Source organism: Methylacidiphilum caldifontis (assembly GCF_017310505.1).
Lineage (GTDB): Bacteria > Verrucomicrobiota > Verrucomicrobiia > Methylacidiphilales > Methylacidiphilaceae > Methylacidiphilum > Methylacidiphilum caldifontis.
Genome location: NZ_CP065957.1, coordinates 119,907 through 144,201, shown reverse-complemented (window position 1 = coordinate 144,201; position 24,295 = coordinate 119,907). Strand labels below are relative to the sequence as shown.

The window sequence follows — 24,295 nt, the reverse complement described above, 5'->3', positions numbered from 1 at the left end:
AGTACCTACTTGCCTAACAAAGAGCCTCTTTTACTGCTTTTTCTTTAGCTACAGCACTAACCTGCACAGCGGTTACTTTATATTCAGGGCAGTTGGTTGCCCAATCCGATATTTCTGTTGTCACGATATTCGCACGACTTTCTGGAAAATGAAATGTCGCATACACCGTACCGGGTTGCACCCTTTCAGTCACTTTACACCTAAAAAAACCACTCCCTTTTCTACTTGTTACTTCAACAAGTTCTCCATCTTTTATCCCTCTGTCCTGGGCATCTGAAGGATGAATTTCAAGTACATCTTCCTTAAACCATATGATATTCTCTGTTCTTCGTGTCTGCGTTCCTACATTGTAATGGTGCAATATTCTACCTGTCGTTAAAATAAGAGGGAAACGGCGTGTCGGTTTTTCAGGTGTAGGAACATAACCTGTGATATGGAATTGACCCAATCCTCTAAAGAATTTTTCCCTATGCATAACGGGCGTGCCTTCGATCGCCTCTTCATTGCATGGCCACTGTATACTTCCCAGTTTATCTAGTTTTTCATAACTTACGCCTCGGAATGTAGGAGTAAGCCGTGCAATTTCATCCATGATTTCTGAAGGATGATTGTAATGCATGGGATAGCCCATTGCCTGAGCAATTTCTTGGATTACCTCCCATTCCTGTTTGCCACATGCCGGAGGTAAAACCTGCCTTACCCTCTGGATCCTTCTTTCAGCATTAGTAAAAGTGCCATCTTTTTCCAGGAAAGAACATCCGGGCAGAAACACATGGCAATATTTAGACATCTCGTTCAGGAAAATGTCATGGAGCACGACAAGTTCCATCGATTTTAAGGCTTCAATGACATGGTTACTATCTGGATCAGATTGAGTAAGATCTTCTCCATGGACGTAGATGGCCTTAAAATTCCCATAGACAGCTTCGGTCAACATGTTGGTGATCCTAAAACCAGGTTCAGGATCCAAGGGAACATTCCAAGCTTCTTCAAAAAGGGCTCTTGTTTGATAATCTGAAACGTGCCTGTAGCCAGAAAATTCATGTGGAAATGAGCCCATGTCGCAGGATCCCTGGACATTGTTTTGACCCCTAAGAGGATTAACACCAGCTCCTTCTTTGCCCACGTTTCCGGTAAGCATCGCTAAATTAGCAATAGCCAATACCGCCGTTGTCCCTTGGGAATGTTCTGTGACACCCAATCCATAGTAGATCGCTGCATTGCCCCCTGTGGCATAAAGCCTTGCAGCGGCTCTAATAAGCCCTGCATCTACTCCTGTTATTTCCTGAGCTCTTTCAGGGGAATTTTCCTCTCTACGGATGAACTCCATCCACTTTCCAAAGGATATCTTGTCACACTTCTGCTCTATAAAAGCTCGATTTTCCAGTCCCTCTTCAAGAATCGTGTAAGCAAGGGCATTGAGCAAGGCAACGTTTGTGCCCGGCTTAAGTTGGAGATGATAATCCGCTTTAATGTGAGGGGTTTTGACCAGATCGATTTTTCTTGGATCAGCTATAATGAGCCGAGCCCCTTCCCTCAACCTCCGTTTCATGTGGGAACCAAAGACGGGATGACCATCCGTAGGATTAGCGCCAATGATGAAAATGACATCAGCAAACCGGATTGAATCAAAAGGATTTGTGCCCGCTGAAGTCCCAAACGCAGCCTTAAGTCCATAACCGGTAGGAGAATGACAGACTCGAGCACAGGTATCGATGTTGTTATTACGGAAAACAGCACGGACCAATTTTTGAACAAGAAAATCTTCCTCGTTTGTACAACGAGATGAGCTGACCGCTCCAATAGAATTCCGGCCATATTTTTCGGCTATTCGTTTAAATTCAGAAGCAACATAGGCTATGGCTTCTTCCCAGCTCACTTCTTTCCAAGGTTCCTCAATGCTTTTACGCATTAAGGGCTTAGTTGCCCTTTCGGGGCTTAATGCATAAGTCCAAGCAAATCTCCCTTTTACACAAGAATGGCCATGATTAGCATGGCCGTTCTTATTGGGGACAAGTCTTATAATTTCATGACCTTGGGTTTGAACTTCAAATGAGCAACCCACTCCACAATAAGCACAGGTTGTAATTGTCGTTTTTAAGGGTAAGCCCTTTTCAATAACCTTATTCTCGATCAGCGCTGCGGTTGGACAAGCCATGACACAAGCCCCACAAGATACGCATTCTGAGGAAAGAAATTCATGCGTAGGACCGGGAGTAATGATCGAATCAAAACCTCTATGACGAGCCGTTAAAGCTAATGTGCCCTGAATTTCATCGCAAGCCCGGACACATCGAAAACAAACAATACATTTAGCTGGATCAAAGGTGAAATAGGGATTTGTTTTATCTTTTTCGCTTTTTAGATGGTTTTTTCCTGAAAATCCATAACGTACGTCCCTTAAGCCTACGGCTCCCGCCATATCTTGAAGTTCGCAATCCCCATCCACTGGACACATCAGACAATCCAAAGGATGATCGGATATGTAAAGTTCCATGACATTGCGACGAAGCTTGGCCAGCCTCTGTGAATAAGTCTTTACTTTCATACCCTGCTCAGCCAATGTTGTACAGGAAGCGGGGTAGCCCCTTTTGCCTTCAATTTCTACAAGGCAAAGCCGGCAGGATCCAAAAGGTTCAAGGCTATCTGTCGCGCAAAGTTTTGGGATCATAATCCCATTTAATGCTGCAGCTCTCAATAAAGAAGTGCCCTCTGGAACAGTGACTTCATTCCCATCAATAGTTAAAGTAACGGTTTTTGACTTGACATTGGAGCTGAAATCAACTCGACTGTGCTCAACTTGGGCACGGCCATTGTTTTTGCCGTTTCTATACCAATTCCTTTCTGCTGAGCTTGCTGGAGTTCCTAAATCATTGCGTTTATCGGTCAGCATAACCTTTCTCCTTTTTTAATTAGAGACTTTCCTTTAATTATCTTTTTTTTCCTTCCTTCTAGTTCGTAGTAGCAAAAGCCACAATATCTTGCTTACTATAACCAAAATCCTCTGGAAAATACCTCAAAGCACTTAATACGGGAAAAGGAGTCATTCCTCCTAAACCACAAAGCGATGCATTAATCATCGTATCGCACAGCTCAAAAAGGAGTTCCAAATCCTTCCGTGACCCTTTTCCCCATATTATTTTTTCCATTAGCTCCATGCCCCGTGTAGAACCAATCCGACAAGGGGTACATTTTCCGCAGGACTCCTCGGCACAAAACTCCATTGCATAATGAGCCATGTGAGCCAAATTGACGGAATCATCAAAGGCTACAATGCCTCCATGCCCTACAATACCCTTTATTTTGCTTAATTCTTCATAATCCAAAGGAATGTCTAAAAGAGACTCCGGTAGATAAGGACCTAGGGGGCCACCAATTTGAATAGCTTTCAAAGGTTTGCCCGTGCGAGTTCCCCCTCCAAACTCATAGATGAGCTCTTTAAGGCTAATCCCAAAAGGCACTTCAACAAGTCCAGGATATTTCAGGTTTCCCGAAAGCTGTACAGGCAGAGTGCCCTTAGAACGATTCACTCCAAAACGGGCATAGGCATCCCCGCCATAAGATAAAATCCAAGGCACAGAAGCAAGCGTGATTACATTGTTAATAACCGTAGGCTGTCCCCATAGTCCTTTTACTGCAGGTAAAGGGGGTCTTGGCCTGACCATGCCTCTTTTGCCTTCAAGACTATCCAAAAGGGCTGTTTCCTCCCCACATATATAGGCTCCCGCGCCCAGATAGACTTCTAGATCAAAACTAAAGGAAGTGCCGAAAAGCTTGCTCCCTAAATATCCCTTTTGCTTACAAATATCAATGGCCTTGTTGAGTATCTCGTAGGCTAGAGGATATTCAGACCTCAAATAGATATATCCTTTATTGGCTCCAACAGCGAAGCCTGCAATCATCATCCCTTCTATGAGAAGGAATGGATCGCCTTCCATCACCATGCGGTCAGAAAAGGTTCCTGAATCCCCTTCATCCGCATTGCAAACAATATATTTCTGTGAAGAAGGCGCTAGCCAGGTCGTCTTCCATTTTATTCCTGTAGGGAACCCAGCCCCTCCCCTTCCTCTTAGCCCAGACTTCGTGACTTCATCGATGACTCGGTTCTGTCCCCACTCTAGCGCATTTTTTAAACCCCTAAAACCGCCCATCTCAACGTAAGCATCTAAAGAAAGGGGCTCAAGACGGCCCATGCGTTCAAAAATGAGTCTTTTCTGTCTTTTTAAATAAGGATGCTCTTGGACATCACCGATGAACAAGGGATGATCCCCACCATTAAGGAACCCTGATTCAAATAGGGGCCTTACATCCTCTGGCTTAACAGGGCCATAAGCAACCCTTTTTGTGCCCTCCAGTTGCACTTCAACTAAAGGCTCAAGCCAATAAAGACCATAGGAACCCGTACGGATAATGCTTAGGGGAATGCTTCTTGATGAAGCCTCTTTTTCAACAACCAACGCGACTTCGTCTGCCCCAACAGCCACTGAAGAATAGTCTTTTGATATATAAAGCTTATGCATAGCATTGCTGAATTGAAGCAATAAGTTTTTCCATTTTCTGCACATCTACCCGGCCATACAGTTTTCCGTTAAGGGAAACTGAAGGACCGTTAGCACAATTACCAAAACAAAATGTCGGCAGCAAAGTAACTTGCCCATCCGCCGATGTTTGCCCAAAATCGATTCGTAAAGCTTCTTTTGCTTTTTTTATGAGTTTGTGACAACCATTGGACTGGCAAGCTTCAGCCCTGCAAATTCTTAGAATATTTTTTCCAGGAGGTTGTGTTCTGAAATCGGCATAAAAAGTCAGAACTCCATAGACTTCAGCTTGTGAAAGATTAAAAGAAGAAGCGATCTGAGGAATAAATTCTTTAGGGATATATCCAAGCTCTTCTTGAACCTTATGATAAAAAGGAATGAGTCCATTAGGTTTTGTGGAATAAAAAGCCAACAAATCTTCTATTTTCTGATCCATCTCTTTCATTATCATGAGTCGTTTCTAAAATCCCAAATTCGTTAAAATTTTTAATAGTACATTTTTTCTCTTGTTTCCTGATCACCAAAACACTTTTTAACTTACTTATCTGTTAATTACTTATTTAATTAGCCAATTTTCCCCGAGAGATCAATATGCAAAAATAAAAATTATTAAAATATTTTTTTTATTTATTCCATTAAAATATTTTATGGATTATCTAAACTTCCATAACTCGGTGGAAAAGTAACAATACCCCATGGGGCTTTGATCCCTTCAATCGTTGCCAGTTCCTTAAAATTGACTGCGTCTAAAACGATTAGTTTATTGGATCGGCCACTGGCTACCAGTATTTTTTTTCCATCAGGACTAAAAGTAAAATGCCAGCTCCTCTCACCCACAGGAGCTTCAGCAATAAGTTTAAGGGTTGGGACCTCAAAGACCTGCAGCTTTCGATCTCGGAAAGCTAGGACAAGTAATTTTTTGGCCGAAGGATCAAAGGCCAATCCATAAGGTCCAGAAGCGGTAGGAGCCTCTTTTATTAGAGAAAAATCTTTATCGAATAGGGCCACTTTGTTACTGTTTTCAAAAGTTACAGCATATATATCTCCAAAAGGAGCTCTTTTTAGCCCTCTAGGTCTCAGGCCTATAGCCTGAACACTCTGCCGTTTTATTTCCTTTCCTGAAGAAATATCGTAAATTCCAATGGTATTTTCTCCTTCATTGGAAACAAGGAGCTTTGTACCATCTGCTGAAAACTCTATGGCTTCGGTTTCTTCTCCGGACAAAAATTCTTTTAAGATCTTTTCTTTATGGATATCGATTTGGGCAATTTTTGCTCTATTACTGGACCCAGACTGATTCTTGTCTGGTTCATAAGAGACAAAAAGTGTTTTTTTAAGGGGATGGATTCTCAGAAACTCAGGATTCTGCCCTAAAGCAATAGTATTTATGATTTTACCCTCATCGATGTCTACAACCAAAACAGAGCCACTGGATTTATCGGCGACAAAAAGAGTCTTACCCTCGGCACTCAAACCAATACCCCGAAGGAAGCTCCCAGGCAAGACTATCTCTTTAAGTTTTAAATTCTTGGCTATATCGATGAGGGTTATGCCTCCTTCATGACTAACGAACCCTAAAGAAGAGTCTTGGCCATAGCTAAAAAGAGAGAAAACTAGAAAGAATAGAAAAAAAGAAACACTCCAAATGGATCTAAAGAAAAAAGAAGCTGGAAATAAACCTAACTTTTTATAGATTTTAATGACCAATCTGAATTGCATTTGAAAATGTAGCTGGGATTGGAGTGTTGGAAAAACCCATTAAGATATTCAATCAAAAAAAGTTAAAATTTAAAATTGAATTTTAAAAAAAATATGGAATTGAATAGGATTAAAAAAAATTATATATTTTACAAACAGGAGGACACATGAATTGGGAAAAACCAGTATTCGAAGAATTAAATCTCTGCATGGAAGTTACAGCTTACGCATTTATTGCTGAGAGCTAATCTTCGGATGTCAACGAATGTTTGCAGCTGAGGGCAAAGGCAAACAAACCTTTGCCCTTGTTGCTTCTTATGGAAGTCTTAGTCCTTGGTTCCGGTGCAGGAGGAGGGATTCCTCAGTGGAATTGTCTTTGTCCAAATTGTGTTCGAGCAAGATTAGAAATCAAAGAAAAAAAAGAGCCTTTCTCTTTGAGAAGAACTCAGTCTTCAATAGCTGTCCGAGCGGTAGGAGAAAAATGGGTTCTTCTCAATGCATCCATTGATTTACCGACACAACTTTCTCGAGAGCCTGAATTGGCTCCTCCAGGTATTGAAATTCGTTCATCTCCCTTCTCAGCGGTAGTCCTAACCGATGCCCAGATTGACCACGCCTCTGGATTACTTTCATTAAGAGAAGGCAAAGACATCGAACTGCTTTGTTCTGAATCGAGTTGGGACCTTCTTTCTAATTCTTATCCCTTGATACGCATCCTTTCTTCATATCTTGAAATTAAAAAAGCCACATTTCCCTTTAAAATCGGCTCTCTTTTATTTAATGCCTTAAACTTAGGACGATCAGTCCCTCCTTATGCCCAAAGGGAACCTCGTCCCGATGACGTTATAGCTGTGAGTATAGAAGAGGAATCCGGAAAAAAAATAGTTTATTGTCCAGCACTTCCTGAAATCAACCCTCAGCTCGAAGAGTTTATCCAGGAGTCAGAATGTGTTTTTATTGATGGCACTTTCTGGTCTGAAAATGAACTTTGTCTTTGGAATATCAAAGAAAAGAAAGCCTCTCAAATGGGCCATGTTCCTGTAGGTGGAGAAAATGGATCTTTAAACTGGCTTTCATCCCTCAAAATACCTAGAAAAATTTACATTCATATCAACAATACTAATCCCATGATTGATCCTGATTCGGCACAGGCAAAAGCCGTGGCTTTATCTGGAGTAGAAATTGCTTACGATGGGATGAAGCTTTTGCTATAGTTGTATGCTACAAATGAACTCAGTGTTTTATTCTCCACAGACCGTTTACCCTTCTTTTGTACCCAAAGAAACATTTGTTTCACAACTTCCTCTTGCTGCTCCTCAATTCGAAGAAGTTTTAAAACAGATAGGAGCAAATAGCTATCATGACAAGCATCCTTTCCATCTGCTTATGAATGAAGGGAAACTCTCCAAAGAAGCGTTACAAGGATGGGTAGCTAACCGTTTTTACTACCAAGCGCAGATCCCCATTAAAGATGCAGCTATTCTTTCCAATTGTCCCGATAGAGAACTGAGACGTGCCTGGATTTCTAGGATTCATGATCATGATGGCTTTGGAGAAGATCCTGGTGGAATAGAAAGATGGCTTAATTTGGGTTTAGCTGTCGGTTTAAGCAGGGAAGATCTGCTGTCCCATCGTTATTTACTCCCTGGAGTCCGATACGCCGTTGATGCTTATGTTCATTTTTGTAGAGAGCAGCCCTGGCTTATTGCTATGGCCTCTTCCCTGACCGAGCTGTTTGCTCCCACGATCCATCGGATACGGATTTCAGCTTTTCCTAAATATTATCCCTGGATCGATCCCAAGGGTTTAAAGTATTTTGAGAGGAGAGTTGAACAGGCCCCTCGGGATGTCCGTTTTACCCTGGGTCTTGTCCTTGAAAAATGCACAACACAACAACTGCAGCTATCGGTAATTGAAGCCTTGCAGTTCAAATGTGATTTACTCTGGTCTATGCTCGATGCCCTCTATATGCATTACCAACTGGGTATACGTGTACCTAGGCCTCTTTATGCACTCTGAAAAAATTCCTGCACTGTCCCCTAAAACTAGGCTTAAATTCGATGAAGCAAGAGGAAAGCCTGTACTGCTTTTCCCCGAAGGTCTTCTCTTCTTGAATCAAACCGCCTACAGAATTTTGCAGCTATGCGATGGTCAAAGAAAACTTTCAGATATTATCAACGAACTGGAAAAAGATTTTTCTGTAGATAGGGTTGCGATGGAAAAAGATGTATGGGAATTTTTATTAGCCCTTCATGAAAAGGGTCTTTTACAAATCCATTAGAGAGGCTTATATGTCCAAATCAAGGTTTTTACCTTTTTCTTTGCTTTGCGAACTTACATTTCATTGTCCTCTACAGTGTCCTTATTGCAGCAACTCCACACACTATTCAGGATGGATTAAAAACGAATTGAGTACCGAACAATGGATAAGAGTTTTAAGAGAAGCTCAAAAACTGGGTATTTTACAAGTCTATTTTTCCGGTGGAGAGCCCTTAGTGCGCAAAGACATCACGACCTTAATTCGTACAGCTCATGACCTTGGTTTCTACTCAAACATGAGCACGGGCGGTACCCTTATCCATAAAGAGCTTCTTAAAGAGATTAAAGAAGCAGGTCTAGACAGTATACAGCTCAGTATCCAGGACAGCAGGCCAGATTTAGCTGACCAAATTTCTGGAGTGAAAAAAAGCTTTGAAAAGAAAATAGAAGCTGCTCGACTCATCCTTGAAAGTGAAATTCCACTGGGAATCAACGTGGTCATTCACAGGCATAATATTGATCGGATTGCTGAAATTATCGATTTTGCAGCAAGCTTGGGAGCCCATAGATTAGAACTAGCCAATACCCAGTACTACGGTTGGGCACTGCTGAATAGGAAAAAGCTGCTTCCCAGCAAACAACAGATAGAAAAGGCATCTCAAGAAGCATCCAAGGCAAAAGAAAAATACAAAGGAAAAATGGAAATCCTTTTTGTAATTCCCGATTACTATAGTCCTTTTCCTAAACCCTGCATGCAAGGCTGGGGGAAAATTTATATGACTGTTTCAGCCGATGGAACCGTTTTGCCCTGTCAAAGTGCACGCGACATTCGCTCTCTTTCTTTTCCAAATATTCGATCAGACAGTTTAGAAAATATCTGGTGGAATTCTGAAGCCTTCAACAAATTCCGAGGAACCGATTTCCTTCCTGAACCGTGTAAGAGCTGTCCTCGAAAAGAGATCGATTTTGGAGGTTGTCGCTGTCAAGCTTTCTTACTTACCTCTGATGCAGCGGCAACAGACCCAGCCTGTATCTATTCTCCTCATCATCATATTATTGAGCGCATTATCCAAGAAGAAAACCCGGCCGAAACTCCTTCTGAAGATAAAAAGTTTATCTATAGAAACCTCAAAAATTCAAAGACTCTACAGGCTTAAAAAAAAAGCCAAAGGAATAAATATCCTTTGGCTATGTTCCCAACAAAAGAAAACTCGATGCTACTCAGTCGTTTTCTTTTGTTTTTTCTCTTTTTTGCAGGAAGGACACTCTCCAGATTTTCCTAAATAATTATTCCCTTGTTTTCCCACAATGACCATATCCCCTCGGGTTGTTTGAATCATTCTTCCATGTCCCTGAGTGGCAAAGAACGAACCACAAACAACAAGAGAGAAGAAAACGGTTAATCCCTTAAGAAATCTCTTCATATTCAAAAGCCTCCTTTTGTCTTTTTCTTTCAATTCAATATTGGAGAAGTTTCGAAAGTTGTCCTTAACTTACTCATTTTTCAAATACTTCATCCACAAACCAGCTCTTTTTCAGAGTCTAGCTTGATCCCTAGTCAAAATATTAACTTGAGAAAGAAAATCGGCAAGTCCTTTTTATTGAATCTAACCTTTTTATAATGTTTTACTTTATAAAGAAATTAGAGTAGTAATGAAAAGAGTCATGGCTACTAAAAGTGTAATTGCAGCGGCTGATCCAAGATTTCTCAAAGAGGAAGGCTTAGAAGTTTATACGGGTAATGAAGCGATCGTAAAAGGCCTACTTGAAACTCATGGCGGAATTCATCTTATCACCGGCTACCCTGGCTCTCCCATCTCTGGAATTTTCGATACTGTCGAATCCATTTCTGGCCTTCTGAAAGAACATGGCATTCAAGCTATTCTTGCGAATAACGAAGCTTTGGCTGCGGCTATGTTAAATGGTTCTCAAATGGCAGGCTTAAGAGCTGTTGCAGCAATGAAAAGTGTAGGCTTTCATGTGGCTTCAGATGGCCTTGCACTGGGTAATTTAGGTGGAAGTCATCCTGAAGGAGGAGCAATCGTTATTATTGGAGATGACCCATGGAATGACTCAACCCAGACTCCAGCCGATTCTCGTTTTCTCTGTAAACATTTACACATGCCTATTTTGGAACCCTCAACTATACAAGAAATCAAGGACTGGGTAAATTTGGGGTTTATTCTTTCTCGGTATTCTAACCTTTTCATTGGCTATTTAGTCACAACCAATCAAGCAGACGGAGGGGGGACAGTCATGGTTAAAAAAAACCATTTCCCTCTTAACCATTCTCTTAATGCATTTTCCCTGGACAGTTCAACCATAGACTTTGAAAAAAGAGTGATTCTTCCTCCAAGGACTTCACAAAGAGAAAAAGATTTTCTCTTTCGATACCAGCTACTCTGGTCAAAGGCCAAAGAACTCCAACTCGATAAAACTTATTTTGCCGATCAAAATTCCAAAATCGGTTTTGTCTGTTCAGGATTATCCTTTTGCTATCTAGCCCAAGCACTCGATTATCTGGGTGTTTATGGGAAAATTCCCATTTTAAAAGTTGGTCTCACCTACCCTCTCAATCCCCAGGTTATTGTTCAATTTGCGCAAACTGTCGATGAACTTTACGTCATAGAAGAAAGAAGAGCTTTCCTTGAAGAATCCATCGTTCTCATTCTGAACCAGGAACGGGTTCATAAAAAGATCTATGGTAAACGTTTTCCTTTAGGTCTAGGAGGCATACCCTCAACCGGAGGGCTTGATCCCTCTTTGCTAGTAGACATTTTAGATCCTCTTTTGTCTAAGATTTCTCTTAGTGGGAAAAGCCTGTGTCAATTCAATCGTTTTTCGGATGACAATCCAACTCCCTCTTTCCAGTTGCCTTTGAGGACACCCACTTTCTGCCCTGGATGTCCTCATAGGGATTCTGCAGCCCTACTCCTTGAAATTCAAAAAAACTTTAAAGATCCTCACTACATGAAAATCCATCACAAAACTGACCCCATAGATCTGGTTTTTCATGGAGATACTGGCTGTTACACAATGTTGATGTTCGAACCTTACCAAAGCCTTATGCACAACTATAGTGGAATGGGTCTTGGGGGAGGAACAGGACTAGGAATAGATCCTTTCATCAAGAACAAACAGGTGGTATTTATGGGTGATTCCACCTTTTTTCATTCTGGGCTAGTTGCGATATCCAATTCTGTCAAAAATGGACAGGATATCACTTATATCATCCTAGATAACCGAACTACGGCGATGACAGGACACCAAACTACGCCGGGAGTGGATAAGGATCTTCTTGGGGATAAGACAGCCTGTCAGGATATCAATAAAATTATCGCCGCTATTACTGAAAAAACAAAGCTTCCCGTATATCGAATCAATCCTTCACAAAGAGAACAGTACAAAATAATCTTGGAACAGACGATTCTTAAAGAGGGAGTAAAGATCATTATTGCTGAAAAGGAATGTGCAATAATTTCCCAAAGGCGACAGACAAAAAAAGAAAGAGAAGAAATAAGGCAAAAGGGATACATTTCGCAAAAAAAATACGTTTTTATTAATCCCGACGTTTGTGAATTCTGTCTTGAATGTACTATGTCTACGGGCTGCCCTGGATTGACCTTTATTGATACCGATTTTGGTAAAAAAATGGCTACAGATCTATCCTGGTGTGTTGCTGATGGAGCCTGTGCAAGGGTTGGGGCTTGCCCGGCTTTTGCAGAACTAACAGTCTTTCGGTCATCTCCCCGGTCACATTTTAAAGAAGAGCCCATAAAAATCGATATCCCCCCTCAAAAAGATGAATTGAAGAAGCCTTATAGAGTTTTAATAGCTGGTGTTGGAGGTATGGGAATTGCTAGTTTGACGGCAGTTATCGTTAGAGCAGCACACAGGGATGGGTTTTGTGTGCAGTTTTGTGATCGAAATGGTTTAGCTATTCGTAATGGGTCAGTGGTTTCTCAAATCGTCTTCTATCAAAAACCCAATAAAGAGGAGGATCTGCCTATAACTCCAATCGGAAACTATGGTGAAGGAGACTTAATTCTAGGCCTGGATCCCTTAGAAACCGCCCGGATTATTGATCCAGGAGGAAGATACAAGGTTGGTGACCCTGAAAAAACTGCCCTGATCCTCAATGAAACACTGACTCAAACCGTCCGTTCTTTAATCGGAAAAGACACCCTTAATTTTTCTGAAATAGAAAGCAAAATTCTTTCAAAGATTGATCAACGGCGCTACTTAAAATTCCCTTTTTCTCAACTTTCTGAAGAATATTTTGACAACAAGCTTTATTCCAACCTTATGGCATTTGGAGTAGCTTTTCAGGCCGGTTATCTTCCTTTTTCTTTAGAAAGTATCGAATGGGCAATCCAGGAAACCTTAGGCAAAAAAAGCCCGATCAACATAGAGGCATTTTCGCTTGGAAGAGCTCTTGTGGTTAATCATAAAGAAAATACTTTTAATAATAACGAGAAACATACCGAGCAACTGCTCTTTGCTAACCCTTGGGATAGCTTTATAATCCATCTGCAAAAATCCAAAAAAGAAGAAGCTCAAAAGCTTTGGAAATGGCATTCTGAAATTTCCTCTTTTCCTCTTGATAAATCCATTCTTGAAGCCTTTAGCCTAAGACTAAAAAATATTTATCTTTACGAGGATATCGAGTACGCCCAGCTTTATTATGAGACCCTAAAAACCATACTGACCAAGGATTGTTTACAGCTTGGCTTTGCAGCAACCAAAGCAGCAATAAAAAACATTTACAAGATCATGGCTATAAAAGACGAAGTAGAAGTAGCTAGGCTCTTGACAGACAGTCAGACTTTATCTCAGAATCTACAACTTTTTCATATTCAACTCGACAAGGGAGATCGCGTAGAATACAAGCATTGGACCAAACCCGAATTTGTATTGGGTAATTTCAGGATCAGATTTCGTTTAAAATCTTCACCCTGGATGCTCAAAATCATGAGCAAAGCAAAATTCCTGAGGCGTATTCTGCCAGGTTGGCATAAGCGAGAAAAAGAATTTCGAGATTGGTTTCTATATAGCTGCAAGCAATTTGAATACTCCAACTCAAGGGAATACCAACTCTGGGTTGAATTTTTTGAACTCCCAGAAGCAATTACAGGATATAGAGAGGTTCGGTACCCAAAAATGGAAAAGGCCAAAGAAAGGGCTCTACAGATCCTTGCTGAAATTAAAGCCAAAGATAAAGAAAGAATATCATTAAGTTGAATAGAAGAAATTTTCGATATCACTTCTCAAATCTAAAAAACCCCGTTCTTACCCCCAAGTACCCAGCGGCTTTTAGCCCTGAAAATGTTGCGTGCAGGAATTAGCCTGCCTTCGATCACTGTAAGGGATCGGCACAAACATCCGCGGAGTACTTCCCTGAGCAAAATAGCGCCATGAAGAATCGATGCATGTTATGTGGAAGATGAAAAACATCGCTTTGTCCGACCGCCTTGCCTACAGGCCCTCGAAAGTCGCGGCATTGCAAGGTGTGATCACTAGATGTGTAGAAAAGTAGCTTGCTCAGGAAAACTGCGCGCTCGCAGAGTATCGGCAAGATGAAGTTTTCTTTCCGGAGGGCTCCCTCCGGTCGCCAGACCAAAATCACCTTTCGGTTGGAAAGGCTCATCCTCTTTCTTGATCTTAAACCGCCCAGCCCGGCCGGCAAATCGATTTTTACAAAAAGGCCTTGGCGGGGCGTCGGAGACTGTAAAAAACATGGCTGCTCCTTTCAAGGAACAGCCATCGTGTTCAAAAAAAGACGAAAACCCTGCGCAATTGGCTAGCCCAAAATCGCCTTTTCGATCGCCTTTCGAAACTCCTCTTCCGCCTTGGCCTTAGCGACTTTCGCCTGCCAGCCAGCACCCATAGAAGCCACAAAGGCTTCGGCCCCCTTCTCGAGCTCAGCGCCCCACCGCGCCCGGATCTTTTCCTTAAGGATCTCCTTCACAACCTCCGACCAGGCGGAACAACCGGCTGACTGCCACATCTTGGCGACATGTTCTACGATGTCGCCCCCTTCGTGGCACGTTTCTGCTTCCTCATGGTGACGGCACCTCTCTTCGCAACAGCACTTCTCTTCGTATTCGCTCATTATGTTGTTCTCCTTCTGGGTGTTTCCTGAAATCGCCCAAGTCGGTTATTCTACCGAGCAATCTGTGTTGCGGACGATTCAGCCGTCAGTCTACCAGCATTATATGTGTACTGTCAAAGAGAAGAATTGTTAATATTTATTCACATATTACGTCCTACATTATTGGCCCTAAGTCCTAGATCTGCCTAAATAATGCTCAAAATTATAAGGAAGATCAGTTATTAAGCTCTTATGTCCGAAAAGGATATGAAGATAGCTGTATTTTTAGTTTTCCAAATTACATCTTCCTTAATGAGTTACAAAGAATTTTATCGAAGATTCATCTAAAGAATAACCCAAGGCTCCGCGGTCTACAGGCAATCCGCTTGTTCTAACTCTCTACCAAGGGAAAGACTGTGATTGGGCTCTTATCCTGGATCCATAAAGAGTTCAACGCGTTGCTTCAAAAACTCGACCTGCTTACGCTCTTTGCTCATCTGCCCAAGTGAGCCTTGTAGGCAGAATAAAAAGTCAATATCATTCTGCTCCAACACTTTATGTCTCAGAGTTTCGAAAGTTCAGTTAGCCCATCAAAACCAAAAATTACCATTCCAAGCACTTGAGCCGGAGGGCACAGCCGGTTTTTAAAAATTCTCCAGATTAGATATGCTATGCCCTAGACACACTGCCTTGAGTTTTTCCAAATCACTATCCAGAATGATGATCCATCCTTAGCCGATTTCTCGGTCGATGAAGAGAAAATGTTATGACCCCTATCCTCTCCGCCACTTTTTTCCTTTAAGCTCTATCCGATAAACTATCCTATTTTTTGTCTTATAAAATCAACGAGTTCTTCGATTCCTACCCGGTCTTGTTTCATACTGTCCCGATAGCGAACCGTTACTGTGTCTTTTTTCCCCGCAAGCTTTCCTTCTCTAACTCCTTCAAGGGTTTCAAAATCTATGGTTACGCAAAAAGGGGTTCCAATTTCATCCATCCGCCGGTAGCGCCTGCCTATCGCCCCCGATTCATCATAGAAGGACTTAAAATGAACTTTAAGTCGAGAAAACACTGATTGAGCTTTTTGGACAAGTTCAGCTTTATTTTTCAATAGAGGGAAAACCCCTATTTTAATGGGAGCGATCCGAGGAGAAAACCGTAACACAACCCTTTTTTCTTTCTGTCCATTTTCCCCGATGATTTCTTCTTCACTGTAAGATTCACAGAGTAGGGCTAAAAGTGTTCTATCAACCCCTGCACTGGGTTCTACAACATGAGGAATATATTTACATTTTCTTTCCTCATCATAATATTCTAGGGGTTTTCCACTAAAGATTTGATGTTGTTTCAAATCAAAATCCGTTCGGTAAGCTATACCCTCAAGCTCCTGTCTGCCAAAAGGAAAATCGTATTCTAAATCATAGGTTTTTAAAGAATAAAACGCTCTCTCTCCCTCCGGGACTTCGCGCACATGAATATGTTCCTTGGCTATCCCAATAGACTCATACCATCTAACCCTTTCTTCTTTCCACTGCTCGATATACTGCAAACCGGTATCTGGAGGAACGAAATACTCCAGTTCCATTTGCTCAAATTCACGAGATCTAAATATAAAATTGCGAGGATTGACTTCATTCCGGAAAGCTTTTCCTATCTGGGCTATCCCAAAAGGGATTTTCATGCGGGAGCTTTCCAGTACATTTTTAAATTGAACAAAAATAGACTGGGCGGTCTCTGGACGAAGATATGTCAGAGCGCTTTCTTCTTCAAGAGGACCCACATAAGTTTTAAAAAGAAGGTTAAATCGCCTCGGCTCGGTCAGTTCGCCTCCACATTCTCCAGGATGTTTTGAAGGTTTCAAAGGACAACTACTTTCTTTTAAATGATCCAGTCTAAACCGAGCATGACACACTTTACAATCGACAAACCAATCAACAAATTGATCTTCATGTGTGCTTGCTTTCCAAACCTCCCTGTTCATCAAGATAGAACCATCCATGCCTACGACATCTGTCCGCAACTGAGTCATGGCTTTCCACCAGGACTCTTTGATATTCCTCTTGAGTTCTACACCCAGCGGCCCAAAATCCCAAACCCCGTTGATCCCTCCATATATTTCTGACGAAGGAAAAATAATTCCTCTCCGTTTACAAAGCGCAACAATCTTTTCTAAAAGCGATAATTCTGTCATAAATAACAAAAACAAATAGTATATCTTAATTGCACGTGCATAAAAAGACATCAAAATCTCATTCTGTCGTCAAAAAAAAAGAACAAAAGTCTGCTGAAATTATTCCCTATCGATTTTACAGTGCCTTTTGGCATTACTGTTGTTCTTTTTTAAAAAAGCTTCTCATCTCCTTTATTGTATCACTACTTGGAATTGTTTTAGCTATATTTTTGTATCTTCGATTTTTTGGTTTTCCTCCCCAAGTCAAACAATTGGTCCTCTCGGAACTGGAGTCGCGAGGAATGATTATCTCACTGGACAAATTATCCATAGATCCAAGAGGAAATCTTGTTGCCAATAGAGTTATTGTATTTCGTGAAAAAGATAGGCAATCGATCTGGCTTCAAGTAGACAAGGTTCATTTATCGGTCGACTGGTATTCTTGGCTGAAAGGCAATCCCCTTATCCAGAGTGCTGTCGTTTCTAATGCCACCATCGATATCCCTTTGTCCCCCCACAATGAAATAGAGATCCATCAAGTCAATGCTTCAGTTAATTTAAATGCCGATGAGATAGAAATTAAAAAAGCTAAAGGAAGAGTGCTTAATCTCAATTTCGATTTAAAAGGTAAAATCGTTATCAACGGTTTTCCTCTATTCAAGCCTTTAACCGAAGAACAAATCCAATTCCTTGATTCTCTCTGGAGTAAGATCCTCTCTATTGTTGATTTATTCGAAACCCAAAAACCGCTTCAACTCGAAGGGAGCTTTAGTCTTAATACTAAAGATCCTGAAAATGTCACCGCTTCACTTCAACTCTATTCCAAGAAATTCTTGTTTAAGGATGTTCCCATTGAAAATGCGTTTAGTGAACTCAAGATTGCTGGAGGAGCGATCAAATTCGAAGAATTAACTCTAGAACTGCCCCGGGGACAGATCTCTTCCTGGGGAGAAGTGGATTTCAAAGGATCCAGCTCTTTTTTTGAGTTTCTCAGTAGCGCCGATCTATCCTTGATTAAATCCATTTTACCCAAAAACTGGCAATCCCTGACTGAAACATTAAAATTTACTGATTTACCTACCTTTAGTGGAAGATTCACCACAAAATGGGGCACTCAAAAAATGACCAACCTGATCGTTGACATCCGTTGTCATAATTTCTCATTTCAAGACCACGCCTTAAAAGAACTTTCTTTACCCATCGCCTATGATGGGAAAAAACTCTTTGCACCGGAGCTTAAACTCAAGACAGATACCGGCATCCTTTCGGGTGAAATACTCTGGGACAGACAAAATGATAGTTTCTGGGCAAAAATCAATAGCCAGCAGATCAATCCCAAAATATTCAAAAAAGTCTTTGGTACCGAATTTGACCGCATCCTTGATGTTACGGAATTCAAAAAAGAATTTCCCATAGTCAATTTTGAAATTCGTGGCAACTCTCTCAACCCTCAACACTGGATCTTCTCGGGGCACTACCTACTCAAGGACTTTGTCTATCAAGGTGTTTTTATAAGCTCAACAGAATCAGATTTTCATTTTTCTAATTTTGAGCTTTTTTTACCCAATTTACATGTAAGTCGGCCCGAAGGAACAGTAAGCGGCACGGTCCGTCATAACTTTCAAAAAAAACTTGTTTGGATTACAGATCTCTGTTCCTCGGTAAATGTCATAGAATCTGCTCCTGCTTTAGGGAATGAATTTTTTTCTTACGTTAAGCCTTACCGATTTCACGCTCCTCCCTTTTTGAAAGTTAATGGTGTTGTAGACATTGATAAATATTCAAAAGAACCCAGAACAGATCTCCATATAGATGTCGATTCCAATTCAATCATGGATTTTGATATTTTTAAGGTCACATTCCCTTTAACCAAGCCCAAAGGAGAAATTATATTAAAGGGTAGAGAGCTCACTATAAAAGTTCACCATGGTTACCTATTTGACGGGCTAATCCAAGGAATCTATGAATCGAGCTTGTGGAAAAAAAATATTCCTTTTAGAACAAATTTCCATATCAATAATGGGGATTTCCACAAAGCCATGTTAACCATATTCAATATAGATAAGGACTCGGGAAGATTTAATTTTCAGACTTCTTTTGGTGGTCATTTAGGTGATTTATACTCACTCAAAGGGGATGGGAAAATAAACATTCACGATGGCTATATTATGTCCATCCCTTTTTTAGGGATCATTTCCCAAGCTCTTAGTTCAAAAGATACCGAATTTGCTATGGCCAAAGCGGATGAAGCCTCAGGACACTTCAATATAAAGGATGGATTTATTATCACCAGGGATCTAAAGATTTCGAGCTTTACCTTTTCGGTTCTCGGTTCTGGGAAATACAATTTTGTCAAAGATAATTTAGATATGGACATGAAAGTCACAATGCGTGGTCCTATAGGTTATCTCTTTTATCCCTTGAGTGAACTCTTTGAATTCCATGGAACAGGAAAGCTTGCTTCTCCAGTTTGGAAATCAAAAGTTTTTTAAATATGAGATCTTCATCCAAAAATCTTCCCTCTACCGATACCTGTACGCAACCCCTTTTACCCAATGAACTCAAATCTGCTCTTCTTGGAGCACATGTATCGATTGCAGGAGGATTCCACTGCGCGGCAAGACGAGCCTGCTCTTGTGGTTTTAAAGCCGCTCAAATCTTCTTAAAAAACTGCCGGAGGTGGGAAGAGCCTAAACTGGATGAAAAAGACATAGAGGATTTTGTTTTGCTCAAGGAAAAAGAAGGCATCCTTTTTTTTGGCCATTTCAGCTATTTAATTAATCTTTGTTCTCCATCTAAAGAGACGGTAAAAAAATCCATCACGGCATTGATCCAAGAGCTAGCGATAGCTGAAAAATTGACCTTGCCTTTTGTAGTCCTTCATCCAGGAACAGCAACCAAGGACATTAACGAAATTTCTCAAGCGATAGGAGCCCTTTGTTATCATTTAAACCAAGCTCTTAAAATCACTGGAAAAACTACGGTTAAAATAGCCTTAGAAACAATGGCAGGACAAGGAGGACAGCTTGGATGGAAACTCGAACAACTTAGAGAAATTTTTGAAAAGCTAGATCGGCCTGAAAGATTCTGTTTCTGCTTAGATACCGCACATCTATGGGCAGCGGGTTACGACTTGAAAACCCCTGAAGGTTATGAAAAAACGATAGAAAAAATTTCATCGGAGTTGGCTTTATCTCGAATTGCAGCAATCCATCTTAACGATTCAGCGAGCCCATTTGGTTCAAAGATAGATAGACATGCCCATATCGGGAAAGGAACCTTAGGGGTTGCGCCTTTCAGGAGATTAATCCATGACAAAAGATTTTCTAGTCTGCCCATGATACTGGAAACCCCAAAGGAAAATGGATTAGATGACGATTGCATGAATTTAAGAAAAATTTTGGAGGATTAAAAAAATTTCTAGTCAAAAATTCTAACATGGATATAGTGAATGACATGAGTAATCTACATATTGTTGCCTATTTAAAACCCTCTTGCGGTTGGAGTAATGGGGTAAGAGCAATCTTAAAAAAATACAATCTTCCTTATGAAGATAAAGACATAATCAACTTTCCTGAATACAGGGAAGAAATGATTATGAAAAGTGGCCAGCCTTTTTCTCCTTGCGTGGAAGTAAATGGAGAGATGCTGGCTGATATTAGCGGCCAAGAACTGGAACAATGGCTTATCGCTAAAAATTATGTTAAGAAAATTGACAAGCCTGTGGATGTTCCCATTGATCAAGCTTGCTCAGGCGAACATAACCATGGCTATCCAGTAAAAGTTAACTTTGAACTTTAAAGGCTTTTCAACAGGCTGCTAATCCGAGAAAACACGGAGTCGAACATACTTTTGGTAAGTTTTCCTGTAAAAGTATTTTGTTGGCTTGGATGAAAAGAACCGATGAGGATTTTTCCATCAGGAAGACTATGTTCGATTCCGTGTATAAAAGAGAGTTTTTTCCAAGCAAAATGCTTACCTTCGGTCTCAGCTACCTTTTTGACTGTCGTTAAAACATTGTCAAAAGCGATACGTCCCAAGGTCAAAATCACTTTTAAGTTCTTTAAAATCGATAACTCTTCAATTAAGTACTGCCTGCAATTAACAATTTCTTCAGGTGTGGGTTTATTTTTTGGGGGAACACAGCGCACGGAGGCCGTAATATAAACATTTTTTAATTGTAGCCTATCATCTCTGCTTACCGATTTTGGGCTAGACGAATAGCCGAAACGATAAAGGGCATCAAAGAGAAAATCTCCACTTCTATCACCTGTAAAAATGCGTCCTGTGCGATTTCCACCATGAGCAGCAGGAGCCAAGCCCACGATCAGGAGCTCTGCTAAGGGATCTCCAAATCCTGGAACTGGCTTGGACCAATAGGACTCAGTGGAAAATCTCTTCGGTTTGTTCTTTAAAATCTCTTCCCTCCAGGCTACAAGCCTAGGACATAGCCGACAGGAAATGACTTTTTCATTCAGGATAGATAGCTTCTTGTCCGCCGTGTCCATCGCCACTGTTTTATTTTATGTTTTTCCAATATCTTCATTCCACAATTGGGGGTTGGCTTCTATAAATGAAGAGAGTAATCTTGTGCATTCCTGATCATCCAGATGAATTAGCTCTATGCCATTTTGGCTGAGAATTTCTTCTGGCCCCTTAAAATTTCGATTTTCTCCAATAACTACCCTTTTTATTCCATATAGAAGAATAGCTCCAGAACACATCCAGCAAGGAGAAAGGGTGGTATAAAGAGTCGCCTGGTGATAAACTTTAGCAGGATATCTTCCTGCGTTTTCCAAGCAATCCAACTCTCCATGTCTTACAACACTGCCAAGCTGTACCCTACGGTTTCTTCCTCTGCCCAAAACCTTATTCTGATAAACTAGGCAGGCCCCAATGGGTATTCCTCCCTCTTCAAAGCCTCTTTTTGCTTCTTCAAAAGCGATATACCAAAATGGATCGGATTTAGAGTTTTTCTTATTCATTATTTTCAGAAAAAATCTTCGCTTTAAAAATGGGAATTGCAAGAATAGTTTAATGGACAGAATAAAAACTAAAGAAAAGCTAAAACCTAAAACAAATTACCTCTCTCATAGCCAATCTTTTCAATCTTGTTCGACCAAAAATATCATTCAAGCTCATTTCTTCTTGACATTATTTTTTATTATTCTATTTTTGAACTTTAAAATCTCTTATCGAGAGCGGTGGAGGGACTGGCCCTGTGAAGCCGCGGCAACCGGAAAAGGGATTCTTTTCGTCTAGGTGCCAATCCCAGCCCTTTGAAGTGTAAGGGAAGGATGAGAGGAAAACATTATTTTCTTTCTCTTTTTTGCCCTCAGCTTCTTCCGTTTTTCTCGATAAGCTTCATAAAAGGAAAAATACGGTGAAAGAATTTTTTGATTGCCTTAAGTGCAAGGAATGCGGAAGAACTTATCCCAAAGAAGCGTTTCATGTCTGCGAGTTTGATTTTGGTCCTCTTGAAGCAACCTATAATTACCACAAGATCAAAAAATACATTTCCCGCCACCTCATCGAATCGGGACCTCATTCGATGTGGAGATACGAACCTTTCCTTCCCCTGGAAGGAAGTCCAACGGTGGGATTACACACAGGCATGACCCCCTTGATCCACGCTCAAAGGCTTGCAAAAGCTTTGGGCGTCAAAGATCTCTATCTTAAGAATGACACCGTCAATATCCCATCCCTCTCTTTTAAAGACAGGGTTGTCTCTGTTGCCCTTTCTCGGGCTAAAGAACTGGATTTCCATGTTGTATCCTGTGCATCAACAGGAAATCTTGCCAACAGCTTGGCCGCACATGCAGCAAGCAGCGGATTGAAAAGTTATGTACTTATCCCCGCAGACCTTGAACTAGCAAAAGTCATCGGTAGTCTTGTATATAATACAAAAGTCATCGGTATCAGAGGGCCTTATGACAAAGTGAATCGACTTTGTTCAGAAATAGCTGGAAAATACAGGTGGGCTTTTGTAAATGTTAACTTTAGGCCTTACTATGCTGAAGGATCCAAAACCATGGGATTTGAAATCCTTGAGCAGTTGGGCTGGAAAATCCCCGATCATACCGTAATTTGCATGGCAAGTGGTTCTTTGCTGACAAAGATTGATAAAGCTTACAGAGAGGCGATTATCTGTGGACTGGTTGAAGAAAAACCCTACGCCATTCACGGCGCACAAGCATTAGGGTGTAATCCAATCACCGCAGCTTTCAAAAAGGGAACGGATTTAATTAGGCCCGTCGCTCATCCCAATACCATAGCAAAATCTCTGGCAATTGGTACCCCTGCCGATGGCTACTATGCTATACAAACGATTCGTAGAACAGGAGGATTTTCTGAAGATGTCGATGATCATGAAATTATTGAAGGCATAAAAATATTAGCTGAGACCGAAGGGGTTTTTGCGGAAACCGCAGGGGGAGTAACCGTTGGTTGTGCAAAAAAGCTAATCGAAAAAGGGCATATTCCCTCAACGAGTCAAGTCGTCTTATGTATAACGGGCAATGGACTAAAAACAGCCGATGTGCTTAAAGATCATCTGCAACCCATAGAGGTTATCGACCCAACCATTCAGGATTTCGATAAAATTATTGACTTTGAAAATTAAAAAGAAAGGAAATAAATAACAATTATGAATACCACTATAAACGAAATTGCGGTACGTATCCCAACTCCACTTCGTGGGTTAACTCAAAACCAAGAGGTTGTTCATGTTTCTGCAACTACGATTCGAGAACTTCTGTCTAACCTTGAAGCTCAATTTCCAGGAATATTAAACCGCATTTGTGATGAAAAGGGAGAGATCAGGCGTTTTGTAAATATTTACCTTAATGGAGAGGATATACGATTTTTAAATGGACAGGATACCCTGCTTCATCGAAGTGATGAAGTCAGCATTGTCCCCGCCATTGCCGGGGGATAATATGATTAAACAACGCTACTGGTTAAGTTTGGATGGCAACCTCTGTAAGAGGCCATTAATTTGGGAATTAAGCCGAAATTTTGATCTTGTTTTTAACATTAGAAACGCGAGTATAACAGGAGAGATCGGGATCATAGGTATCGAGCTTGAAGGCAGCGCAGAGGTGATTAAGGAGGCTGTGAACTGGCTTGAATCACAGGGGGTGCATGTTGAACCTGTCGAAATCAGTACAATTGAAGGTTAAAAATCTGCCCGTTTAAGGCTTCGGTGTCGGGTTGACTGAAGAACTTCCTGTTGAAGAAGAAGCCTTGGAGGACACCTCCTTTTCAGCTTTAGCGGCTTTAAGATAGCTTGGACTGCGATAATCAGTAATATAGAAACCCGATCCTTTAAAGAGAAGACCCATGCCTCCTGAAATTATCCGCTTTACTTTTCCTTTGCCCCAAGGTTTCATGGGACAGCATTCTTCTACACAATGTTCTAAAGGCTGTTTTGTGATGGGTTGAAAGATTTCAAACCGATGAGCACATTGAACGCATTCATATTGATAAGTAGGCATAAAGTACTCCTTTCGTTCTAAGAGCTTTATCTTAAAACTATCA

Annotated in this window: 23 protein-coding genes and 1 riboswitch; of the genes, 12 read left to right on the top strand and 11 right to left on the bottom strand. The window is 41.0% G+C overall.

Features of this window, described 5'->3' with window-relative positions; all coding sequences use genetic code 11:
- Positions 1 to 13: 13 nt before the first annotated feature.
- The 4 genes from fdhF to IT6_RS00680 all read right to left on the bottom strand — a co-directional run bounded on the left by fdhF (position 14) and on the right by IT6_RS00680 (position 6,257).
- Positions 14 to 2,893 (bottom strand): formate dehydrogenase subunit alpha, encoded by a 2,880-nt coding sequence (gene fdhF, locus IT6_RS00695; RefSeq protein ID WP_206826846.1) that lies wholly within the window; start codon positions 2,891 to 2,893, stop codon positions 14 to 16.
- A gap of 58 nt (positions 2,894 to 2,951) precedes the next feature.
- Positions 2,952 to 4,520, bottom strand: coding sequence for a formate dehydrogenase beta subunit (locus tag IT6_RS00690; protein ID WP_134440357.1), 1,569 nt, complete (start codon positions 4,518 to 4,520; stop codon positions 2,952 to 2,954).
- Positions 4,513 to 4,974 carry an NAD(P)H-dependent oxidoreductase subunit E gene (locus tag IT6_RS00685; protein WP_242524253.1) on the bottom strand — a complete coding sequence of 154 codons (462 nt, stop codon included), beginning with the start codon at positions 4,972 to 4,974 and terminating at the stop codon, positions 4,513 to 4,515. Before IT6_RS00685 ends, IT6_RS00690 begins: the two co-directional genes overlap by 8 nt.
- A gap of 209 nt (positions 4,975 to 5,183) precedes the next feature.
- The gene (locus tag IT6_RS00680; protein ID WP_206826844.1) at positions 5,184 to 6,257 is read right to left on the bottom strand and encodes a beta-propeller fold lactonase family protein; all 1,074 of its coding nucleotides are present in this window, start codon (positions 6,255 to 6,257) and stop codon (positions 5,184 to 5,186) included.
- A gap of 146 nt (positions 6,258 to 6,403) precedes the next feature.
- On the opposite strand from IT6_RS00680, the gene pqqA reads away from it, so the two are divergent.
- The 5 genes from pqqA (at position 6,404) to pqqE (ending at position 9,652) form a co-directional block, all read left to right on the top strand.
- Complete coding sequence (gene pqqA, locus IT6_RS10555; RefSeq protein WP_134440363.1) at positions 6,404 to 6,484, top strand: pyrroloquinoline quinone precursor peptide PqqA; 81 nt, start codon at positions 6,404 to 6,406, stop codon at positions 6,482 to 6,484.
- Positions 6,485 to 6,553: 69 nt separating this feature from the next.
- Positions 6,554 to 7,450, top strand: a complete 897-nt coding sequence (pqqB, locus tag IT6_RS00670; protein ID WP_206826842.1) for a pyrroloquinoline quinone biosynthesis protein PqqB — start codon at positions 6,554 to 6,556, stop codon at positions 7,448 to 7,450.
- 4 nt (positions 7,451 to 7,454) lie between these two features.
- Complete coding sequence (gene pqqC, locus IT6_RS00665; protein WP_242524252.1) at positions 7,455 to 8,255, top strand: pyrroloquinoline-quinone synthase PqqC; 801 nt, start codon at positions 7,455 to 7,457, stop codon at positions 8,253 to 8,255.
- Positions 8,245 to 8,517, top strand: a complete 273-nt coding sequence (gene pqqD / locus IT6_RS00660) for a pyrroloquinoline quinone biosynthesis peptide chaperone PqqD (RefSeq protein ID WP_166792873.1) — start codon at positions 8,245 to 8,247, stop codon at positions 8,515 to 8,517. The genes pqqC and pqqD overlap by 11 nt, the downstream gene beginning before the upstream one ends.
- Positions 8,518 to 8,527: 10 nt before the next feature.
- A complete protein-coding gene (gene pqqE, locus IT6_RS00655) occupies positions 8,528 to 9,652 on the top strand; it encodes a pyrroloquinoline quinone biosynthesis protein PqqE (protein WP_206826840.1) in 1,125 nt (374 codons plus the stop codon).
- Positions 9,653 to 9,712: 60 nt separating this feature from the next.
- Here the strand turns inward: pqqE and IT6_RS00650 are convergent, their stop codons facing one another.
- Complete coding sequence (locus IT6_RS00650; protein WP_134440351.1) at positions 9,713 to 9,919, bottom strand: hypothetical protein; 207 nt, start codon at positions 9,917 to 9,919, stop codon at positions 9,713 to 9,715.
- A gap of 241 nt (positions 9,920 to 10,160) precedes the next feature.
- Here IT6_RS00650 and IT6_RS00645 point away from each other — a divergent pair, with 241 nt between their 5' ends.
- Entirely contained in the window at positions 10,161 to 13,736 is a 3,576-nt protein-coding gene (locus IT6_RS00645; RefSeq protein ID WP_242524251.1) for a DUF6537 domain-containing protein, read from the top strand.
- Between the two features lie 275 nt (positions 13,737 to 14,011).
- Here the strand turns inward: IT6_RS00645 and IT6_RS00640 are convergent, their stop codons facing one another.
- The 3 genes from IT6_RS00640 to IT6_RS00630 form a co-directional block, all read right to left on the bottom strand.
- Positions 14,012 to 14,233 carry a hypothetical protein gene (locus IT6_RS00640; protein ID WP_206826825.1) on the bottom strand — a complete coding sequence of 74 codons (222 nt, stop codon included), beginning with the start codon at positions 14,231 to 14,233 and terminating at the stop codon, positions 14,012 to 14,014.
- 62 nt (positions 14,234 to 14,295) lie between these two features.
- Positions 14,296 to 14,607 carry a hypothetical protein gene (locus IT6_RS00635; RefSeq protein WP_206826823.1) on the bottom strand — a complete coding sequence of 104 codons (312 nt, stop codon included), beginning with the start codon at positions 14,605 to 14,607 and terminating at the stop codon, positions 14,296 to 14,298.
- A 796-nt stretch (positions 14,608 to 15,403) separates the two neighbouring features.
- A complete protein-coding gene (locus IT6_RS00630) occupies positions 15,404 to 16,777 on the bottom strand; it encodes a glycine--tRNA ligase (protein WP_206826821.1) in 1,374 nt (457 codons plus the stop codon).
- 35 nt (positions 16,778 to 16,812) lie between these two features.
- On the opposite strand from IT6_RS00630, the gene IT6_RS00625 reads away from it, so the two are divergent.
- From IT6_RS00625 to IT6_RS00615, 3 genes are read left to right on the top strand one after another with little or no spacing between them, the layout of a single operon-like run.
- Positions 16,813 to 19,248 (top strand): AsmA-like C-terminal region-containing protein, encoded by a 2,436-nt coding sequence (locus IT6_RS00625; protein WP_242524250.1) that lies wholly within the window; start codon positions 16,813 to 16,815, stop codon positions 19,246 to 19,248.
- 2 nt (positions 19,249 to 19,250) lie between these two features.
- Positions 19,251 to 20,168: a deoxyribonuclease IV gene (locus IT6_RS00620; RefSeq protein ID WP_242524249.1), complete on the top strand. Its 918-nt coding sequence runs from the start codon at positions 19,251 to 19,253 to the stop codon at positions 20,166 to 20,168.
- A gap of 44 nt (positions 20,169 to 20,212) precedes the next feature.
- The gene (locus tag IT6_RS00615; protein WP_242524248.1) at positions 20,213 to 20,557 is read left to right on the top strand and encodes a glutaredoxin family protein; all 345 of its coding nucleotides are present in this window, start codon (positions 20,213 to 20,215) and stop codon (positions 20,555 to 20,557) included.
- Here the strand turns inward: IT6_RS00615 and IT6_RS00610 are convergent.
- Entirely contained in the window at positions 20,554 to 21,264 is a 711-nt protein-coding gene (locus IT6_RS00610; RefSeq protein ID WP_206826810.1) for a uracil-DNA glycosylase, read from the bottom strand. The two genes, IT6_RS00615 and IT6_RS00610, sit on opposite strands and share 4 nt — an antisense overlap.
- 15 nt (positions 21,265 to 21,279) lie before the next feature.
- Positions 21,280 to 21,741, bottom strand: a complete 462-nt coding sequence (locus IT6_RS00605) for a nucleoside deaminase (RefSeq protein ID WP_206826808.1) — start codon at positions 21,739 to 21,741, stop codon at positions 21,280 to 21,282.
- A gap of 204 nt (positions 21,742 to 21,945) precedes the next feature.
- Positions 21,946 to 22,060, top strand: a riboswitch (SAM riboswitch).
- 79 nt (positions 22,061 to 22,139) lie between these two features.
- On the opposite strand from IT6_RS00605, the gene thrC reads away from it, so the two are divergent.
- From thrC to IT6_RS00590, 3 genes are read left to right on the top strand one after another with little or no spacing between them, the layout of a single operon-like run.
- Positions 22,140 to 23,378 carry a threonine synthase gene (gene thrC, locus IT6_RS00600; protein ID WP_134440941.1) on the top strand — a complete coding sequence of 413 codons (1,239 nt, stop codon included), beginning with the start codon at positions 22,140 to 22,142 and terminating at the stop codon, positions 23,376 to 23,378.
- A gap of 24 nt (positions 23,379 to 23,402) precedes the next feature.
- Positions 23,403 to 23,693, top strand: a complete 291-nt coding sequence (locus IT6_RS00595; RefSeq protein WP_134440940.1) for a MoaD/ThiS family protein — start codon at positions 23,403 to 23,405, stop codon at positions 23,691 to 23,693.
- A 1-nt stretch (position 23,694) separates the two neighbouring features.
- On the top strand, positions 23,695 to 23,937 hold the full coding sequence (locus tag IT6_RS00590) for an NIL domain-containing protein (protein WP_134440939.1): 243 nt from the start codon (positions 23,695 to 23,697) through the stop codon (positions 23,935 to 23,937).
- A 12-nt stretch (positions 23,938 to 23,949) separates the two neighbouring features.
- On the opposite strand, the gene IT6_RS00585 is transcribed toward IT6_RS00590, so the two are convergent.
- The gene (locus IT6_RS00585; protein WP_134440938.1) at positions 23,950 to 24,252 is read right to left on the bottom strand and encodes an FmdB family zinc ribbon protein; all 303 of its coding nucleotides are present in this window, start codon (positions 24,250 to 24,252) and stop codon (positions 23,950 to 23,952) included.
- Between the last annotated feature and the right edge of the window lie 43 nt (positions 24,253 to 24,295).

Coding starts and splice junctions, on each gene's coding strand:
- fdhF (WP_206826846.1), bottom strand. CDS start 2,893: ATGCTGACCGATAAACGCAATGATTTAGGAACTCCAGCAAGCTCAGCA.
- IT6_RS00690 (WP_134440357.1), bottom strand. CDS start 4,520: ATGCATAAGCTTTATATATCAAAAGACTATTCTTCAGTGGCTGTTGGG.
- IT6_RS00685 (WP_242524253.1), bottom strand. CDS start 4,974: ATGGATCAGAAAATAGAAGATTTGTTGGCTTTTTATTCCACAAAACCT.
- IT6_RS00680 (WP_206826844.1), bottom strand. CDS start 6,257: ATGCAATTCAGATTGGTCATTAAAATCTATAAAAAGTTAGGTTTATTT.
- pqqA (WP_134440363.1), top strand. CDS start 6,404: ATGAATTGGGAAAAACCAGTATTCGAAGAATTAAATCTCTGCATGGAA.
- pqqB (WP_206826842.1), top strand. CDS start 6,554: ATGGAAGTCTTAGTCCTTGGTTCCGGTGCAGGAGGAGGGATTCCTCAG.
- pqqC (WP_242524252.1), top strand. CDS start 7,455: ATGCTACAAATGAACTCAGTGTTTTATTCTCCACAGACCGTTTACCCT.
- pqqD (WP_166792873.1), top strand. CDS start 8,245: ATGCACTCTGAAAAAATTCCTGCACTGTCCCCTAAAACTAGGCTTAAA.
- pqqE (WP_206826840.1), top strand. CDS start 8,528: ATGTCCAAATCAAGGTTTTTACCTTTTTCTTTGCTTTGCGAACTTACA.
- IT6_RS00650 (WP_134440351.1), bottom strand. CDS start 9,919: ATGAAGAGATTTCTTAAGGGATTAACCGTTTTCTTCTCTCTTGTTGTT.
- IT6_RS00645 (WP_242524251.1), top strand. CDS start 10,161: ATGGCTACTAAAAGTGTAATTGCAGCGGCTGATCCAAGATTTCTCAAA.
- IT6_RS00640 (WP_206826825.1), bottom strand. CDS start 14,233: ATGTTTTTTACAGTCTCCGACGCCCCGCCAAGGCCTTTTTGTAAAAAT.
- IT6_RS00635 (WP_206826823.1), bottom strand. CDS start 14,607: ATGAGCGAATACGAAGAGAAGTGCTGTTGCGAAGAGAGGTGCCGTCAC.
- IT6_RS00630 (WP_206826821.1), bottom strand. CDS start 16,777: ATGACAGAATTATCGCTTTTAGAAAAGATTGTTGCGCTTTGTAAACGG.
- IT6_RS00620 (WP_242524249.1), top strand. CDS start 19,251: ATGAGATCTTCATCCAAAAATCTTCCCTCTACCGATACCTGTACGCAA.
- IT6_RS00615 (WP_242524248.1), top strand. CDS start 20,213: ATGAGTAATCTACATATTGTTGCCTATTTAAAACCCTCTTGCGGTTGG.
- IT6_RS00610 (WP_206826810.1), bottom strand. CDS start 21,264: ATGGACACGGCGGACAAGAAGCTATCTATCCTGAATGAAAAAGTCATT.
- IT6_RS00605 (WP_206826808.1), bottom strand. CDS start 21,741: ATGAATAAGAAAAACTCTAAATCCGATCCATTTTGGTATATCGCTTTT.
- IT6_RS00595 (WP_134440940.1), top strand. CDS start 23,403: ATGAATACCACTATAAACGAAATTGCGGTACGTATCCCAACTCCACTT.
- IT6_RS00590 (WP_134440939.1), top strand. CDS start 23,695: ATGATTAAACAACGCTACTGGTTAAGTTTGGATGGCAACCTCTGTAAG.
- IT6_RS00585 (WP_134440938.1), bottom strand. CDS start 24,252: ATGCCTACTTATCAATATGAATGCGTTCAATGTGCTCATCGGTTTGAA.